Source organism: Paenibacillus sp. sgz302114 (genome assembly GCF_056120345.1).
Genome location: NZ_JBVYOI010000016.1, coordinates 79,080 through 96,006, shown reverse-complemented (window position 1 = coordinate 96,006; position 16,927 = coordinate 79,080). Strand labels below are relative to the sequence as shown.

The 16,927-nt window shown below is 50.2% G+C and carries 15 protein-coding genes; all 15 read left to right on the top strand.

The window, feature by feature from the left end:
* The coding region (gene infB / locus AC0LWF_RS25035; RefSeq protein WP_474654257.1) for a translation initiation factor IF-2 at positions 1-2,476 on the top strand (2,476 nt) is incomplete at its 5' end.
* Positions 2,477-2,483: 7 nt separating this feature from the next.
* Positions 2,484-2,840 carry a 30S ribosome-binding factor RbfA gene (rbfA, locus tag AC0LWF_RS25030; RefSeq protein WP_090574196.1) on the top strand — a complete coding sequence of 119 codons (357 nt, stop codon included), beginning with the start codon at positions 2,484-2,486 and terminating at the stop codon, positions 2,838-2,840.
* On the top strand, positions 2,837-3,847 hold the full coding sequence (locus tag AC0LWF_RS25025; RefSeq protein ID WP_474654256.1) for a DHH family phosphoesterase: 1,011 nt from the start codon (positions 2,837-2,839) through the stop codon (positions 3,845-3,847). The genes rbfA and AC0LWF_RS25025 overlap by 4 nt, the downstream gene beginning before the upstream one ends.
* Positions 3,844-4,764, top strand: a complete 921-nt coding sequence (truB, locus tag AC0LWF_RS25020) for a tRNA pseudouridine(55) synthase TruB (protein ID WP_474654255.1) — start codon at positions 3,844-3,846, stop codon at positions 4,762-4,764. Before AC0LWF_RS25025 ends, truB begins: the two co-directional genes overlap by 4 nt.
* A gap of 38 nt (positions 4,765-4,802) precedes the next feature.
* Positions 4,803-5,756 carry a bifunctional riboflavin kinase/FAD synthetase gene (locus tag AC0LWF_RS25015; protein WP_474654254.1) on the top strand — a complete coding sequence of 318 codons (954 nt, stop codon included), beginning with the start codon at positions 4,803-4,805 and terminating at the stop codon, positions 5,754-5,756.
* Positions 5,757-5,927: 171 nt separating this feature from the next.
* Positions 5,928-6,197, top strand: coding sequence for a 30S ribosomal protein S15 (gene rpsO / locus AC0LWF_RS25010; RefSeq protein WP_090574209.1), 270 nt, complete (start codon positions 5,928-5,930; stop codon positions 6,195-6,197).
* Between the two features lie 245 nt (positions 6,198-6,442).
* Entirely contained in the window at positions 6,443-8,548 is a 2,106-nt protein-coding gene (pnp, locus tag AC0LWF_RS25005) for a polyribonucleotide nucleotidyltransferase (RefSeq protein ID WP_474654253.1), read from the top strand.
* 141 nt (positions 8,549-8,689) lie between these two features.
* A complete protein-coding gene (locus tag AC0LWF_RS25000) occupies positions 8,690-9,682 on the top strand; it encodes a polysaccharide deacetylase family protein (protein ID WP_474654252.1) in 993 nt (330 codons plus the stop codon).
* Positions 9,683-9,789: 107 nt separating this feature from the next.
* Positions 9,790-11,055, top strand: coding sequence for a M16 family metallopeptidase (locus tag AC0LWF_RS24995; RefSeq protein WP_474654251.1), 1,266 nt, complete (start codon positions 9,790-9,792; stop codon positions 11,053-11,055).
* On the top strand, positions 11,036-11,479 hold the full coding sequence (gene dut, locus AC0LWF_RS24990; protein WP_474654250.1) for a dUTP diphosphatase: 444 nt from the start codon (positions 11,036-11,038) through the stop codon (positions 11,477-11,479). Before AC0LWF_RS24995 ends, dut begins: the two co-directional genes overlap by 20 nt.
* Positions 11,480-11,932: 453 nt before the next feature.
* Positions 11,933-12,832 (top strand): dipicolinate synthase subunit DpsA, encoded by a 900-nt coding sequence (dpsA, locus tag AC0LWF_RS24985; RefSeq protein WP_090574217.1) that lies wholly within the window; start codon positions 11,933-11,935, stop codon positions 12,830-12,832.
* Complete coding sequence (locus tag AC0LWF_RS24980; protein ID WP_090574219.1) at positions 12,829-13,416, top strand: dipicolinate synthase subunit B; 588 nt, start codon at positions 12,829-12,831, stop codon at positions 13,414-13,416. The genes dpsA and AC0LWF_RS24980 overlap by 4 nt, the downstream gene beginning before the upstream one ends.
* A 95-nt stretch (positions 13,417-13,511) precedes the next feature.
* Positions 13,512-14,549: an aspartate-semialdehyde dehydrogenase gene (locus AC0LWF_RS24975; RefSeq protein WP_474654249.1), complete on the top strand. Its 1,038-nt coding sequence runs from the start codon at positions 13,512-13,514 to the stop codon at positions 14,547-14,549.
* A gap of 77 nt (positions 14,550-14,626) precedes the next feature.
* On the top strand, positions 14,627-15,838 hold the full coding sequence (gene dapG, locus AC0LWF_RS24970) for an aspartate kinase (protein WP_474654248.1): 1,212 nt from the start codon (positions 14,627-14,629) through the stop codon (positions 15,836-15,838).
* An 86-nt stretch (positions 15,839-15,924) separates the two neighbouring features.
* Positions 15,925-16,788: a 4-hydroxy-tetrahydrodipicolinate synthase gene (dapA, locus tag AC0LWF_RS24965; protein WP_474654247.1), complete on the top strand. Its 864-nt coding sequence runs from the start codon at positions 15,925-15,927 to the stop codon at positions 16,786-16,788.
* Positions 16,789-16,927 lie beyond the last annotated feature (139 nt).

The window sequence follows — 16,927 nt, the reverse complement described above, 5'->3', positions numbered from 1 at the left end:
CCAAGGTCAAGGCGCTCGTCCGCAAGGTCAAGGTGGTCAACGTCAAGGCGGCTACCAAGGCAATCGTCCACAAGGTCAAGGCGGCGGCTACCAAGGCAACCGTCCACAAGGACAAAGCGGTCAAGGCAGCAGCGGCTACCAAGGCAACCGTCCACAAGGACAAAGCGGTCAAGGCGGCGGCGGCTACCAAGGCAGCCGTCCACAAGGACAAAGCGGTCAAGGCGGCGGCGGTTACCAAGGCAACCGTCCACAAGGACAAAGCGGTCAAGGTGGCGGCGGCTACCAAGGCAGCCGTCCACAAGGACAAAGCGGTCAAGGCGGCGGCGGCTACCAAGGCAGCCGTCCACAAGGACAAAGCGGTCAAGGCGGCGGCGGCTACCAAGGCAATCGTCCACAAGGACAAAGCGGTCAAGGCGGCGGCGGCTACCAAGGCAACCGTCCGCAAGGCCAAGGCGCTCAAGGCGGCAGTCAAGGTGGCGGTGGTTTCCGCAACAACGCACCGCAATCATCAGCAAACCGCAGCAGCAGTGCGCCTGCACCTGCACGTACGTTCTCGACGGAAGATAAGCGTAGAACAAATCCGAAAGCTGCAAACAATTCGTTCAACAGCGTAAACAAACGCTTTGACGATAACCGTACTGGCAGCAATTTCAGAAATAATCGCGGTGGCAAAAATAATCGCGGCAGAGGCCAGCAGCAAGAGCGCAGAGAGAAAGTCGACAACACGCCTAAGAAAATTATTGTGCGTGGTACAATGACCGTTGGCGATCTTGCGAAGCTGCTGCATAAGGATGCTTCCGAGGTTATCAAGAAGCTTATTACGCTTGGTGTTATGGCGACGATTAACCAAGAGGTTGATCTGGATACGGTTCAACTTATCGCAACGGAATACGGTGTCGAAGTTGAAGTGAAGATTCCGGTTGAAGAGGACGCATTCGAGACAATCGAAGAGAAAGACGAAGATGATGTGCTCGAGACTCGTCCGCCAGTTGTTACAATCATGGGTCACGTTGACCACGGTAAAACAACGCTTCTTGATGCGATCCGCCACACAAGTGTAACAAGCGGCGAAGCAGGCGGCATCACACAGCATATTGGTGCGTACCAAGTCGAAATCAACCACAAGAAAATTACATTCCTTGATACACCAGGTCACGAAGCGTTTACGCTCATGCGTGCCCGCGGTGCACAAGTTACGGATATTACAATCATCGTTGTTGCAGCGGACGACGGCGTTATGCCGCAGACGGTTGAAGCAATCAACCATGCGAAAGCGGCAGGCGTTCCTATCATCGTCGCTGTGAACAAAATTGATAAGCCGGATGCAGATCCAGACAAAATCAAACAAAGCTTGACCGAGTATGAGCTTGTTCCGGAAGAGTGGGGCGGCGATACGATCTTCGTTAACGTATCCGCGAAGCAGCGCATCAATTTGGAAGAATTGCTCGAAATGATTCTACTCGTAGCTGAAATGAACGACTACAAAGCGAACCCGAACAAACGTGCTCGCGGTACGGTCATTGAAGCAGAGCTTGATAAAGGTAAAGGTCCGGTTGCGCGCGTGCTCGTACAGCACGGTTCGCTTAAGATCGGCGACGCATTCGTTGCGGGCAACTGCTTCGGTCGTGTTCGTGCCATGGTTAATGACAAGGGCCGCAGACTGAAAGAAGCGGGTCCAAGTACGCCAATCGAGATTACGGGTTTAACTGAGGTTCCGCAAGCGGGCGATCCGTTCCTCGTGTTCGAAGACGAGCGTAAAGCACGTGCTATCGCTGATCGTCGGGCAATCAAGCAGCGTCAGGCTGATCTTGGCGCGAACTCGAGAGTAACGCTCGAAGATTTGTACAATCATATTAAAGAAGGCGAGATTAAAGATCTGAACGTCATCATTAAAGGGGACGTTCAAGGCTCCACTGAGGCGCTTAAAGGATCTCTTGCCAAGATTGATATTGAAGGCGTACGCGTGAAGATCATTCACAGCGGTGCCGGTGCAATCACGGAGTCCGATATCAACCTTGCTGCTGCATCAAGCGCAATCGTTATCGGTTTCAATGTTCGTCCTGAGCCGCAAGCACTTGCGACAGCCGAGCAGGAGAAAGTCGACATTCGTCTGCACAGCATCATCTACAACGTCATTGACGAGATCGAGCAAGCGATGAAAGGCATGCTGGATCCAATCTTCAAGGAAGTTGTTATTGGTCAAGCGGAAGTGCGTAACTTGTTCAAAGTTACGAAAGTCGGCGTAATCGCAGGTTGTATGGTTACTTCGGGCAAAATCGCTCGTAACGCCAAAGCTCGCTTGATCCGCGGCGGTATCGTAACGTTCGAGGGCGAGATCGAATCGCTCAAACGATTCAAGGACGATGCGAAAGAAGTTGCACAAGGCTACGAGTGCGGTATTACGCTGGATAAGTTTAATGACCTCAGAGAAGGCGACGTCATTGAAGCCTACATCATGGAGTCAGTAGAGAGGTGATTAACCTATGGCGAAAGTCCGCGTAGGACGTGTAGGTGAACAAATTAAGAAAGAACTAAGCCAAATCATTCAACTGGAGCTTAAAGATCCGCGAATTGGCTTTATTACCGTAACGGGCGTCGATCTGACGAACGATATGTCCCAGGCACGAATTTATCTCAGCGTGCTTGGCAGTGACGAGCAGAAGGAGGAGACGCTGAAAGCACTTGCCCGCGGCAAAGGCTTCCTGCGCTCCGAGCTCGGCAAGCGGATTCGATTCCGTCACACACCGGATTTGCTGTTCAAATTCGATAGCAGTATCGAATACGGCAGCCGGATCGAATCTCTGCTCACTGACATTAATGGCGGGAGTGCTCAGCAATGATCGCCGGGGATTCTGCGGCGTTCTCGGTCGATTACCTGGATCAGCTTCAGAAGGCGCTTGATTTCATTCGAGGCGGCAATCGATTTCTTGTCGTCTCGCATGTTCAGCCGGATGGCGATGCCATCAGCTCAACGATCGTTGTTGGCTGGTTGCTTGAGCAGCTTGGCAAACAAGCGGTCTTAATAAATGAAGGCAAAGTGCCTGTCCGGCTTCAATTTATGGACAGGTCTGCAATGATTATTAATTACAGTCATTCTCAGCCAACAGAGAAGTTCGATCGTGTTATCGCGATTGACTGCGCCGATTCTCGCCGGATCGGACTTGTAAGCACGCTGTTTACCCAAGACGCTCAGCTTCTTAATATCGATCATCATCCAACTAATGATGCGTTTGGGACGGCAAACTTGATTCGAGTCGATGCGGCTGCAACGGTTGAAATTTTATATGATCTAATTGAGCACGGTGCGATCCCGCTTGATAAAGAAGCTGCAACAGCCATCTATACCGGGTTGTTGACGGACACAGGCGGTTTCCGCTACTCCAACACAACTCCGAGGGTGATGCATATTGCTTCCCGGATGCTTGCAGAAGGCGCACCAGCTCATTTTATTGCGAATCTTCTGCTTGAGCAGATGACGAAGGCGCAATTGCTTATCTTGCAGCGCGGACTAAGTCGGCTCTTGTTCTCGGATGATAACAAAATTGCTTCTCTTTACATCACACACGCTGATATGGCTGAGACTGGCGCTGTCGGCGATGATCTCGAAGGTCTCGTGAACTACGCGCTCAATGTGGAAGGTGTAGAGGTAGGCATTTTGCTAAAAGAAACCGAGAATGGTGAAGTGAAAGTAAGCATGCGTTCGGCCGGCAAGGTGGACGTATCTGCAATTGCTCAATCATTTGGCGGTGGAGGGCATGTTCGTGCAGCAGGTTGTAGGTTAGAGCACGGCATATCGGAAGCAGCCACATTCGTAGTAAATGCAGTAAGAGAGGCGCTGGATAAATGATGGATGGCATCTTGGCGGTCTGGAAGCCAGCTGGCTGGACCTCTCACGACGTCGTAGCAAAAGTAAGAAGAATAGTAAAGGTGAAGCGAATCGGGCATACCGGCACGCTTGATCCAGAAGTGACGGGCGTGCTTCCGCTCTGCATTGGCAGAGCGACACGTGTCGTCGAATATGTACAAGAACGTCCGAAGAGCTATGAAGCGGAAATGAAATTCGGCATCGCTACAGATACGGAAGATATGTCAGGCACAGTGCTGACCGAGCTTCCTTCTGTAACGGTTACGGAAGACGATATTCGCCGCGTACTTGCAACGTTCCTCGGTGCTATCGAGCAGGTACCTCCGATGTATTCCGCAGTGAAGATTGACGGTAAACGGCTCTATGAGCTTGCCCGGGAAGGACAAGTCGTTGAGCGGAAGTCGAGAGTGGTCACGATCCACAAGCTCGAGCTGCTAGAGATGAAGCTGGATCAGCCGCATCCAACGATTCGTTTCTCGGTGGAATGCTCCAAGGGTACATACATCCGAACACTTTGCGTTGATATTGGACAAGCGCTTCATGTTCCAGCCGTAATGGTGAAGCTGACGCGAACCATGTCTGGCGGCTTCAAAGAAGCGGATTGCTACACGCTCGAAGATATTGCACAGCTAATGGCATCGGGCGAGCTCGCGTCGAAGCTGACACCAGCCGACCAAGCGATTGATCATTTTCCTCGCGCGACGGTCAGCGGCGTCAATGTTCAGCGTGCTTTTCAAGGTAAACGCATTTCGCTCTCCTCGCTACTCGAGCATGATCCATTCGATTCGGATGCGATCATTCGATTGTATGGGGAAGACGGAACGTTTGTCGGTTTGTTCGAGCAAGATCAAGAAACAGCTTCGCTTAAAGGTGTGAAAGTTTTCACGCCTACAGCGTAAGCTTGTTAGTGAACATCACAAAGCAGGTGTGACTGCAGATGGAAATCATCTCATTACAATACCCGATCGCTTCTGCGCTAACCGTGCAGCAAGCTGTGCCGAAGGCGCTGGCGATTGGTCATTTCGACGGTGTGCACCGCGGGCATCAGAATGTTATCCGCCGCGCGGTGGAATTGGCGAAGGCAAACGGTCTTCAGAGCGCGGTTATGACCTTTCATCCGCATCCGAAGGAAGTGCTTGGCCAGAGTGGGCAGTATGCAGTCAGCCTGACACCGCTTGAGGACAAGATTGAACGCTTCCGCCTCATTGGAGTCGATGTGGTCTATATCGTCACGTTCGATTTGACCTTTGCTGGCGTATCGCCAGAAGATTTCGTAGGTCAGGTGCTGCGTCCGCTTCGTGTGAAAAGAGCCGTAGTCGGCTTTGACTTCACGTTCGGAGCAAAAGGCGCTGGGAAGCCGGAAACGTTATGGGCTCTTGGAGAGCCGGACATCGAGGTGGAAATTGTGGATCCTTTCATGCAAGATGGCGATAAAGTAAGCAGCACGCTCATTCGAGAAGCGCTGCAGGAAGGCCGTCCGGAAGCGGCGGAGCAGCTGCTCGGCGAGCCTTATCAAGTTCGCGGCATTGTCGTTCATGGGGAAGGCAGAGGAAGCAAGATCGGATTTCCGACAGCTAATGTGCAGCCGGAAGCTGGTTTCCTCGTTCCGAGGCAAGGCGTTTACGCCATTATGGTTCATGTAGATGGCAAACGGATGCCAGGCGTTCTGAATATTGGCGTAAAGCCAACATTCCACGAGAAGCTGCCGGAGCCGGTTATGGAAGCACACTTGTTTGATTTTAGCGGTGATCTGTATGAAAAGACGATTACGATCGAGTTCATCTCATTCCTTCGTACCGAGAAGAAATTCGGCTCGATTGATGAATTAATTAGCCAGATCAAAGCGGATTCAGATAAAGCGCGGAACGTCTTGACTGCCTATAATAAGTAATCGACCATACCGGCATTTACTTTTGGTAGGCGACTGTGCTATACTCTTAAAGGTTGCGTACTCATACTTCGTATGTAGCTCGCGCACCATTAGAACCTTAGCTTGGCCAGCTCGAGATTCACCGACGGCGGCGAGGCTAATGGCGATTATGATATAGGGAGGTGAATACGGATGGCACTTACACAAGAGCGTAAACATCAATTGATCGATGAGCACAAGACGCATGCGAACGATACTGGTTCACCAGAAGTTCAAATCGCTATCCTGACGCAAAACATCGTCAACTTGACAGATCATCTTCGGACGCACAAGAAAGATCATCACTCGCGTCGTGGTCTGCTTAAGATGGTTGGTCAACGTCGTAAACTGTTGGCTTACCTTAAGAACAAAGACGTTAAACGTTACAGCGCATTGATCGAAAAACTCGGCCTTCGCCGATAATAGATGCGGGTATAAAAGCAACCTGGTTGTTAAGCCGCCTGGGATTCCAGGCACGCTTCGCTGGGTTGCTTTTTATAAATGTAAAATACATACTGATTTTGATCTGCTCCATCGTAATTGAGGAGCTTTTCTTATATATTGTTTTACTGCAAGAAATGGTAAGTAAGCGCACGAATGGAAATAATAGAAGACTGACAATCGAGTACCTTGAGTGAGGTATAGCGGTTGCGGTGAGGAGGATTATAATGCTGCAGCGTGTAGAAACAACATTGGGCGGCCGCCCGTTCATTCTTGAGACAGGCCGTCTCGCTAAGCAAGCTAATGCAGCAGTTACCGTGAAATACGGCGAAACTGTTGTGCTTTGTACGGTCGTTGCATCGAACGAACCGAAGAATCTTGATTTTTTCCCGTTGACGGTGAATTACGAAGAGCGTCTATACGCGGTTGGTAAAATCCCAGGCGGTTTCATTAAGCGTGAAGGCCGTCCGAGCGAGAAAGCCATTCTTTCAAGCCGTCTGACAGACCGCCCGATTCGTCCGTTGTTCCCCGATGGCTTCCGTAACGAAGTGCAAATCGCGAACATCGTCATGAGCGTTGACCAAGACTGTTCGCCGGAAATCGCTGCAATGATCGGTACATCCGCTGCACTGAGCATTTCCGATCTTCCGTTTAACGGTCCAATCGGTGGTGTCATCGTGGGTCGTATTGACGGTCAGTTCATCATCAACCCGACGGTTGAGCAACTGCCGAAGAGCGACATCTTTGTCGTTGTTTCCGGAACGAAGGATGCCATCATGATGGTGGAAGCGGAAGCAAACGAAGTGTCGGAAGAAGTGATGCTCGAAGCGATCATGTTCGGACACGACGAAATCAAGCGTATCGTAACAACGATCGAAGAACTGCAAGGGCTTGCTAGCAAGCCGAAGCTCGAAGTGAAGCTGCATGCGGTTAACGAGTCGGTTAACGAAGCGGTTCGCGCATTCGCGCAAGGACGCCTTGTTGAAGCTGTTCGCGTCGTTGAGAAGCATGCAAGGCAAGAAGCAATTGACGCAGTCAATGCAGATGCTATTGCTCGCTTCGAAGCGGAGTATGCTGAAACACCTGAGCTTCTCGGCGATGTGAAAGAAGTGCTCTATGATATCGTCAAAGAAGAAGTTCGCCGCTTGATCACTCATGATAAAGTTCGTCCGGATGGACGGGGATTGGCTGAAATTCGTCCAATTGAATGCGACGTTGCTTTGCTGCCGCGTACGCACGGCACTGGCTTGTTCACACGTGGACAAACACAAGCGCTCAGCGTTTGTACGCTTGGCGCACTTGGCGACGTTCAAATTCTCGACGGTATTGACCTGACAGAAACGAAACGTTTCATGCACCATTACAATTTCCCGCCGTTCAGCGTTGGTGAAGCGAGACCGCTTCGTCCTCCTGGCCGCCGTGAAATCGGTCACGGTGCTCTTGGTGAGCGCGCGTTGTCGAAGGTTATCCCAAGTGAAACAGAATTCCCGTACACGATCCGTCTCGTATCCGAGGTTTTGGAATCCAACGGTTCCACAAGCCAAGCAAGTATTTGCGCAAGCACACTTGCGATGATGGATGCAGGCGTTCCAATTAAAGCACCAGTTGCAGGTATTGCAATGGGTCTGATCAAAGACGGCGATCACTTCTCCATTCTGTCGGATATTCAAGGTATGGAAGATCACCTAGGCGATATGGACTTTAAGGTTGCAGGTACTGCAGCAGGCGTAACCGCGATCCAAATGGACATCAAGATCAACGGTATTGACCGTGCGATTCTGTCCCAATCATTGGAGCAAGCGCGTGAAGGCCGTATGCACATTTTGGGCAAAATGAATGAAGTGATGGCTACACCGCGTACAGCCTTGTCGAAATACGCGCCTAAGATTGTCATCATGAAAATTCATCCGGACAAAATCCGTGACGTTATCGGCTCCGGCGGTAAAATCATCAACAAAATCATTGATGAAACCGGCGTTAAAATCGATATCGAGCAAGACGGAACGGTGTTCATCGCATCTTCTAATGCAGAAGCGAATGAGCGTGCTAAACAAATTATCGAAGGCATCGTTCGCGAAGTCATTGTTGGCGAGGTATATCTCGGCACAGTTAAGCGGATCGAGAAATTCGGCTGCTTCGTAGAAATTTTGCCGAACAAAGACGGTTTGGTGCATATCTCGCAGATCTCTTCCGAGCGTGTAGCGAAAGTAGAAGACGTGGTGAAGATCGGCGATCAAATTACAGTTAAAGTTACTGAAATTGATGCACAAGGCCGTATCAACCTTTCCCGCAAAGTTCTGTTGACGCCTGAAGTGCCAGCTCAACAATCATAATCAATAATCGGCTCGAAATAAGAGGAGACAGATGCGAATCTGTCTTCTTTTTTTGTGCTTCAAAAAAAGTTGCGTTTCATCTGCTTACTCATATTGTTGTCCGAGCCATAATAAGATGTAGGAGAAAGGGTGGGACAACGTATGAAGCTGAAGAAAGCACTTGTGATGGCACTACTGATGTGTGCGCTGGTTTTTACAGTGCGGTTGAACGAACCGCTTTCCTTATATGTCGCCGCGATGAAGCATGGAGGAGCCAATACCAATATACAAGCCTTCGATGCAGCATCCGGACTAACTTCGCTTAAGGACATGATTGAGACAGAAGCGCAGAAGAAGCGGGTAGCGGCGGTTGATGCTTCGGTTGACCGCGTTTGGAAAGCCGTTCCAGGTTACAATGGGCTGGAGGTCGATGTCGAGAAGACCTACCTCCTCATGAAGAATGCGCCTGAGAACGTTCCGATCCGCTACGTTTATAAGGAAGTTGAGCCGAAGGTCAGCTTAGATTCACTCGGGCGGTATCCCATCTATAAGGGCAATCCGAATAAGCCGATGGTCGCGCTTATGATTAACGTGGCATGGGGCAATGAGTATATCCCAACCATGCTTGCTACGCTGAAGAAAGAGAATGTGAAAGCAACTTTTTTCATGGATGGTTCGTGGCTCAAGAAGAACACAGATGTTGCGAAGCTTATTCAAGCGGATGGACATGAGATTTCTAATCATGCGTATACCCACCCGAATATGAGTCAGTTAGACCGCCGTTCTGCATATAATCAAATTGCAAAGACTGAGGCGCTGCTGAAATCTTCCTTGCATGTGACGAACAAATGGTTCGCGCCGCCCTCGGGTGATTTCAATCAGATGACAGTTGATGTAGCGGCTGAGCAGGGGCTCAAGACAGTGCTGTGGACACTCGATACGGTCGATTGGAGACATCCGCCAGCCTATTCCATCATCCGTAAAGTCCGTACTCAGGTGGAGCCAGGCTCACTTATTCTGATGCATCCGACGGATTCCGCAAGCAGCGCGCTTGAGGGCATCATTACAGCCATTAAACAGAAAGGATTGAGGCTAGGGACGGTAAGTGAGACGCTTTCCTCCAAAAGAGTCGCTTTAGTTGAGGCAGCACCATAATTTTGATATAGTGGAGACATTGTATTTCTGCTTCTATGGCAGCACCATAAAATGACAACTGCTCGAAAGAACAAGTAGGCAGCAGAAACGTGTAGGAGGAATTGTAATTGAATACTTATCAATTAAGCAACGGGTTACGCGTCGTTGTGGAATATATCCCGACTTGTCGCTCTGTCTCATTCGGGATTTGGGTAAAGAACGGTTCCCGCAACGAAACACCGGAGAATAACGGGGTTTCCCATTTCATCGAGCATATGCTGTTCAAAGGAACAGAGCGCCACAGCGCCAAAGATATTGCAGATCTCTTCGACGGTATCGGCGGGAACGTAAACGCTTTTACAGCGAAGGAGTACACCTGTTATTTTGCCAAAGTGCTTGATCAGCACTTACCGATAGCGGTAGATGCGCTTGCGGATATGTTCTTCAATTCGCAAATGGATGCTGGCGAGCTCGCTAAAGAGAAAAATGTTATCCTCGAAGAAATTTCGATGTATGAGGATACGCCGGACGATAAAGTACATGATGAAGCATCTCGCGCCGCTTACGGCGATCATCCGCTTGCGTATTCAATTCTTGGTCTGGAAGAGCGCTTAAGCGCTATGGACAGCGATTCACTTCGTAACTTTATGAAGAGCAGCTACCGGATCGACAATACGGTAATCGCGGTTGCCGGGAATGTAGAAGAAGCGGGGCTTATTGAGCTGCTGGAGAAACATTTTGGCGGATTCAACAATGTTGGCAGTGAGACTGCTGTTACGACGCCGACGTTCAGCGGTCAGTATCTCTTCCATAAGAAGAAGACGGAACAGAATCATATTTGTATCTCTTTCCCAGGTTGCTCCATCGCAGATCCGCAGCTGTATGCGATGATTCTCCTCAATAACGCAGTCGGCGGCGGCATGAGCTCCAGACTGTTCCAAGAAATCCGCGAGAAGCGTGGGCTTGCTTACTCCGTTTACTCTTACCATACTTCGTATGCGGATAGCGGTCTGTTTACGGTCTATGCAGGTACAGCGCCGAAGCAGACGAAGGAAGTGCTTGATCTGACGCTTGAGCAAATGCATGATCTAGCTGTAAAAGGGCTAAGTGATGCAGAATTGCACCGCGGTAAAGAACAGCTAAAGGGCAGCCTTATACTTAGTTTGGAGAGCACAAGCAGCCGGATGAATCGTCTAGGCAAAAATGAGCTTATGCTGGGTCGTCACTATACGCTGGATGAAATGCTGGAGCGGATCGATTCCGTGCAGATGAGCGATATTCATGCGGTTACCAAGAGAATGCTGTCCGTTCCTTTCTCGGTCGCAATGGTAGGCAGCAACGATAAAGCAGCAGCAGCACTCGGGAGGGACTCGCTTGTTTCAAGTACACTTTAAACGGTTGCCCGGCAACGAAGATTTGCAATTGCCACGCAAAATGTCAGAGCTTGCAGCTGGATTTGACCTGCAGGCTGCATTAAGCGAAGCTGTCACGCTTCAGCCCGGCGAGCGGAAGCTCATTCCGACAGGCTTCTCGATGGCGATGCCCGGCGAGCTGGAAGCGCAAATCCGTCCGCGGAGCGGGCTCGCGTTCAAGCATGGCATTACATGCTTGAATTCTCCGGGAACCATCGATGCTGACTATCGCGGCGAGGTGAAGGTGCTGCTTATCAATCACGGGCAGGAGCCGTTCGTCATTGAACGCGGTGAGCGCATCGCGCAGATGGTGATCCAGCTCGTGCCGGCTATCGAAATTACGGAAGTCGACGAGCTTCCGGATACCGTTCGCGGCGCAGGCGGTTTTGGACATACGGGTGTGTAAATACTGATAATAAGAATGCGTAAGGCGGCACAGAGGTTCTCTCTGTGCCGCCTTTTTGTTGTTCCTCCGATAAAGTTAAACGAGTGGCGGAGCAGGTCGAATGAATCTGGAGAAGCGTCAGCGTTCGCCTTTGTAATTGGATTCCAACCGATTTAAGTTGTTCTAGGAATCCAAGTACAACAGCGATCGGAAGATCATTCGACATGCGCAGCGTTTCCCCGTTTAACGTATAATTCTCTTTTCACCCTGCTCTGGGCGAATGCATAAGATGATCTATAACCAAGAGCGCATGCGGTCAATCTCGCAAGTGTGCTTGCTACCCGCGCCATCGGCTACAGCTTGCTGTCAACCGGGACGCTGCTTAAGAGCGCCTAAAGGCCTGCGTGTTTACCGCGGCCCTGGTGCGCAACTTGTTCTGCGCCAAACGGTAGCAGTAGAAAGGAAGTGATACCTATGCTGACAGGAGTTCAGGTCTTACTTCTCGGTGGTGATGCCCGGGGACTGGAGGTCATCCGGAAGTTGACCGAGCTCGACGCACTTGTCACAGTCGCTGGCTTCGACCAGCTTCATTCGTCACTCGACGGGGCGGTCCGGGCTGAGATGAGCGAAGATTTGTTCACAAGCGTGGATGCGCTTGTGCTGCCTGCGGTTGGTACAGATGATGACGGGAAGATTATCGCCGTATTCAGTGACAAGGAGCTTGTGCTGACTGATGATCATGTGGCGAAGCTGCCGAAGCACTGTACCGTCTATACAGGTATGGCGAAGCCTTACTTGCGCAATTTATGTGCAAAACATGGCGTTCGTCTGGTGGAGCTGTTTGATCGGGATGATGTCGCAATTTACAACTCGATTCCGACAGCCGAAGGGGCCGTCATGATGGCGATCCAGAACACGGACATCACGATTCACGGCTCCTCATGCATGGTGCTTGGCATCGGCAGAACCGGGTTTACGCTGGCAAGAACGCTGCAAGGATTAGGGGCGAAAGTGAAGGTCGGCGTACGCCGCGAGGAGCATTTTGCAAGGGCATATGAGATGGGGTTTGAGCCCTTTTATCTCAAGGATCTGTTGCATCATGTGAGCAATATTGACTTGCTTTTTAATACAATTCCGACTATGATAGTCACAGCGCAAATTATAGCAAATTTGCCATCGCGAGCGGTCATTATCGACCTCGCTTCTAAGCCCGGCGGAACGGATTTTCGCTTCGCTGAGAAGCGTGGAATTAAAGCTATGCTCGCCCCCGGTCTACCTGGCATCGTCGCACCTAAAACCGCTGGACGTATCATTGCGGATTGTTTAAGTCGATTGATTATGGAAGATTCTTTGCAACGGGGGAATGGGCAATGAAGTGGCAAGGAAAAACGGTGGGCTATGCGCTCTCCGGTTCACATTGTACGTTTGCAGAAGTAATGCCGGTTATCCAGCGGTTTATCGATGAGGGAGCGAATGTCGTTCCAATTGTTTCACAGACGCTCATTACGACAGATACTCGCTTTGGAACGGCTGCAGAATGGCAGCGTCAATTGAGGTCGATTACAGGCAACGAAATTATATCCACGATCGTCGATGCGGAGCCCCTGGGGCCATCCAAACTGCTCGACGTCCTTGTTATTGCGCCCTGCACGGGCAATACAACAAGTAAACTTGCCAATGCGATGACAGACGGTCCCGTTCTGATGGCAGCGAAATCACAGATGCGCAATCAGCGTCCTCTCGTGCTTGCAATCTCAACGAACGACGGTCTGGGCTTGAATGCCGCGAATATTGCGAAATTATTAGTAACGAAGAATGTGTATTTTGTACCATTTGGCCAAGACAATCCGATTCAGAAGCCGAACTCGCTCGTCGCTAAGATGGAGCTTGTTCCTGAAGCATGTGAAGCGGCGCTGCAAGGCAAGCAGCTACAGCCACTCCTTATTGAGCGTACTTAATCCGGTACGCGCTTATGATAGTTGAAATTGTTTGAATTCATATGCAATTGGAGCAATCCTTGACATAAGTTATTTTGAGGAGGAAGCAGCAGCCAGTGTCGCAGAAATTGTTTAACGTCGCAGTAGTTGGGGCGACAGGCGCAGTAGGAGAACAAATTATTGGCCTGCTCGAGAAACGGAACTTTCCGATCAATGAGTTAAAGTTGCTTTCTTCCGCACGTTCGGCCGGTACGAGAATCATGTTCAAAGGTAAAGAGCATACAGTTGAAGAAGCTACGCCAGACAGTTTCAAAGGGATCGAAATTGCCTTGTTCAGTGCGGGCGGCGATGTGTCAAAGCTTCTCGCCCCCCACGCTGTCGAGAGCGGTGCGGTATGTATCGATAATACGAACGCATTCCGCATGGATCCAGAAACACCGCTTGTCGTACCAGAAGTGAATATGGATAAAGTGTCTGAGCATAAAGGGATCATTGCGAACCCGAACTGCTCAACGATTCAGTTGGTTGCTGCTTTGGCACCGCTCCAGAATCGATATGGCATTGCCCGCATTATCGTATCGACGTATCAAGCTGTATCGGGAGCCGGCACTCGTGCAATTGACGAGATGATGCGCCAAACCCGCGAAGCGCTTGAAGGTCATGTCGTGATACCTGACATTTTGCCTGTAGGCTCCTTGCCTGTGAAGCATCAAATTGCATTCAATGCTATTCCGCAAATTGATAAATTCCAAGACAACGGCTATACATTGGAAGAGATGAAGATGGTTCGCGAGACGAAGAAGATCTTAGGTGATGATTCCATTGAAGTGACAGCGACTTGTGTGCGTATTCCAGTCGTATACGGTCACTCAGAATCAGTATACGTAGAACTTAAGAACGATTATGAAATGGAAGAAGTAAGGAAACTCATTGCTGAGGCTCCAGGGGTTACGCTCGTAGATGACCCGGCATCGCAGCTTTACCCGCTGGCGACAATCGCTGCAGGTAAGCCAGATGTGTTCGTCGGTCGATTGCGTCGTGATTTGGGCCATGCAAGAGGACTAAACCTGTGGATCGTATCCGATAATCTGCTTAAAGGCGCAGCATGGAATGCAGTACAGATCGCAGAATATATCGCTATCGAGATGGAATGAATGTTCGTAGCAGGAGCAGATGTCAGAGTACCAACGATTCAGACGGTGAAAATCCGACAGAATACGGAGGTTTGACAATGCGCATCCTTGTGCAAAAATTCGGTGGCACTTCGCTGTCTTCGAATGAGGCAAGAGAGCTCGTCATTGGACATATTCAGCGGGAACGGCAACGACAGTACGGTCTTGTCGTTGTCGTCTCTGCAATGGGGAGAAAAGGCGATCCGTATGCAACGGACACGCTGCTCTCACTCATTCGCGGACACGGCGATTCACTGCCGCCTAAAGAGCAAGACATGCTGCAAGCGTGCGGCGAGATTATCTCAGCCGCAGTGATGTGCAGCTTGCTCCGCGCGGCGAATATTCCCGCGGTTGCGCTTACAGGCGGTGGAGCCGGTATTATTACAGACAGCCAATATGGCCGTGCGCGAATTCTTGAAATCCGTACAGAGGCCATCCATAAGGCGCTGAAGGACGGCAATGTAGTCATCGTTACAGGGTTCCAAGGTGTAACGGAAGTAGGGGAAATGACGACGCTTGGCAGAGGCGGAAGCGATACGTCGGCAACGGCGCTTGGTGCTGCGCTTCATGCAGAGCGTGTTGATATTTATACAGATGTGAATGGCATTCTGACGGCAGATCCACGGATCGTGAAGGATGCTCGACCATTAACCGTCATTAGTTATGCTGAGATTGGCAATATGGCCAGACAAGGTGCTAAGGTCATTCATCCGCGTGCTGTCGAAATCGCGCAGCAAGCGCGCATTCCGCTCCGCGTTCGTTCGACATTTTCCGAAGAGGAAGGCACGCTTGTTACCGATATCTTCGATGCTGCGAGAGCTGCAGTACGTGATCGTCACGTAACAGGCGTAGCGCATGTCAGCGGAGTAACCCAAATTACGGTGCAAGCACAGGATGGTCATACTGACGTGCAGCTGCAGGTGTTTCAAGCGATGGCACGTCACCAAATTAGCGTTGATTTCATTAATGTAAATCCCGGCGGCGCTGTGTATACGGTATTCGATCATGATGCGGACAAAGCGGTATCGGTACTGCACGAGATCGGTTATTCGCCTAAAGCGGTAAGCGGCTGCGCCAAGATTTCGGTCATTGGTGGCGGAATGAACGGTGTTCCAGGCATTATGGCGCGGATTGTGGAAGCGCTGACGGAACAAGGAATTCCAATTCTGCAATCAGCTGACTCCAATACAACGATATGGGTGTTGGTTAGCGAGAGCTATATGGCAAGCGCGCTTCAAGCGCTGCATGCCAAGTTTTCATTGCACGAGTAAATACGCTAAGAAATGATGCTTACGATGCCAAGTAGATGCTTACGTTTGTGCAAGCTGCTCTCGTAAACTTTATAGGAGGAGTCATAATGGATTTCGGAAGAATAGTTACTGCAATGGTTACCCCGTTCCACGCTGACGGTTCGATTGACTGGGAAACAACAGGACGGTTAATGGACTATTTGATCGAGGAACAACAAACGGACAGTATCGTCGTATCAGGTACGACTGGAGAATCTCCAACGCTTACCGACGATGAGAAGATCGCTTTGTTTACTTATGCTGTGAAGCATGCGGCTGGCCGCTGCAAAATAATCGCAGGCTCCGGCAGCAACGAGACCGCTCATTCGATCCATTTGACGAAAATCGCAGAGCAATGTGGCGTCGATGCAGCTCTTATTGTCGTTCCTTATTATAATAAACCGACTCAAGAAGGCATTTATCAGCATTTTAAAGTCATTGCCGAAGCTACGAAGCTGCCAATTATGGCGTATAACGTTCCGGGACGTACCATTGTCAGCATGTCTGCAGAGACGACGCTGCGGATCGCTCAAATTCCGAATATCATTGCTACAAAAGAATGTGCATCGCTCGACCAAGTGACACAAATCGTGTCTGAGGCTCCTGCGGACTTCCGCGTATACAGCGGTGACGACAGCAGTGCGTTGCCTGCAGTTGCTGTTGGCGCGCACGGTATCGTAAGTGTAGCGAGTCACATTATTGGTAAGCAAATTCGTGAAATGATTAATTGCTACTTGGATGGCCAAGTGCAGCAAGCAGCGAAGCTGCATGCGAAGTCGCTGCCAATCTTCCGCGGACTGTTCGACCTGCCGAATCCGGTACTGGTCAAAGCAGCACTGAAGGAAAAAGGACTTCCGGTTGGCGGCGTTCGGCTACCGCTTGTAGACGCGACGGAAGCAGAACTTGTATCGCTTCGTAAAATTTTGAACTAAGTTCATTTTTGTATTTTTATTCATAGTTGCTGCATTCGCGAAAAACCGGTGCGTTTGCATCGGTTTTTTGTTTGCATAATAAAATTTACAAGTATTTCTTGCTTGAATTTCTATAATGTTTCCGCGAAACGTTAGCTTT

What these genes read in the sequence shown, in the direction of transcription:
- AC0LWF_RS25025 (WP_474654256.1), top strand. Translation starts at nt 2,837, where the DNA reads ATGATCGCCGGGGATTCTGCGGCGTTCTCGGTCGATTACCTGGATCAG.
- AC0LWF_RS25000 (WP_474654252.1), top strand. Translation starts at nt 8,690, where the DNA reads ATGAAGCTGAAGAAAGCACTTGTGATGGCACTACTGATGTGTGCGCTG.
- AC0LWF_RS24980 (WP_090574219.1), top strand. Translation starts at nt 12,829, where the DNA reads ATGAAGTGGCAAGGAAAAACGGTGGGCTATGCGCTCTCCGGTTCACAT.
- truB (WP_474654255.1), top strand. Translation starts at nt 3,844, where the DNA reads ATGATGGATGGCATCTTGGCGGTCTGGAAGCCAGCTGGCTGGACCTCT.
- AC0LWF_RS25015 (WP_474654254.1), top strand. Translation starts at nt 4,803, where the DNA reads ATGGAAATCATCTCATTACAATACCCGATCGCTTCTGCGCTAACCGTG.
- dapG (WP_474654248.1), top strand. Translation starts at nt 14,627, where the DNA reads ATGCGCATCCTTGTGCAAAAATTCGGTGGCACTTCGCTGTCTTCGAAT.
- rbfA (WP_090574196.1), top strand. Translation starts at nt 2,484, where the DNA reads ATGGCGAAAGTCCGCGTAGGACGTGTAGGTGAACAAATTAAGAAAGAA.
- pnp (WP_474654253.1), top strand. Translation starts at nt 6,443, where the DNA reads ATGCTGCAGCGTGTAGAAACAACATTGGGCGGCCGCCCGTTCATTCTT.
- dapA (WP_474654247.1), top strand. Translation starts at nt 15,925, where the DNA reads ATGGATTTCGGAAGAATAGTTACTGCAATGGTTACCCCGTTCCACGCT.
- dpsA (WP_090574217.1), top strand. Translation starts at nt 11,933, where the DNA reads ATGCTGACAGGAGTTCAGGTCTTACTTCTCGGTGGTGATGCCCGGGGA.
- rpsO (WP_090574209.1), top strand. Translation starts at nt 5,928, where the DNA reads ATGGCACTTACACAAGAGCGTAAACATCAATTGATCGATGAGCACAAG.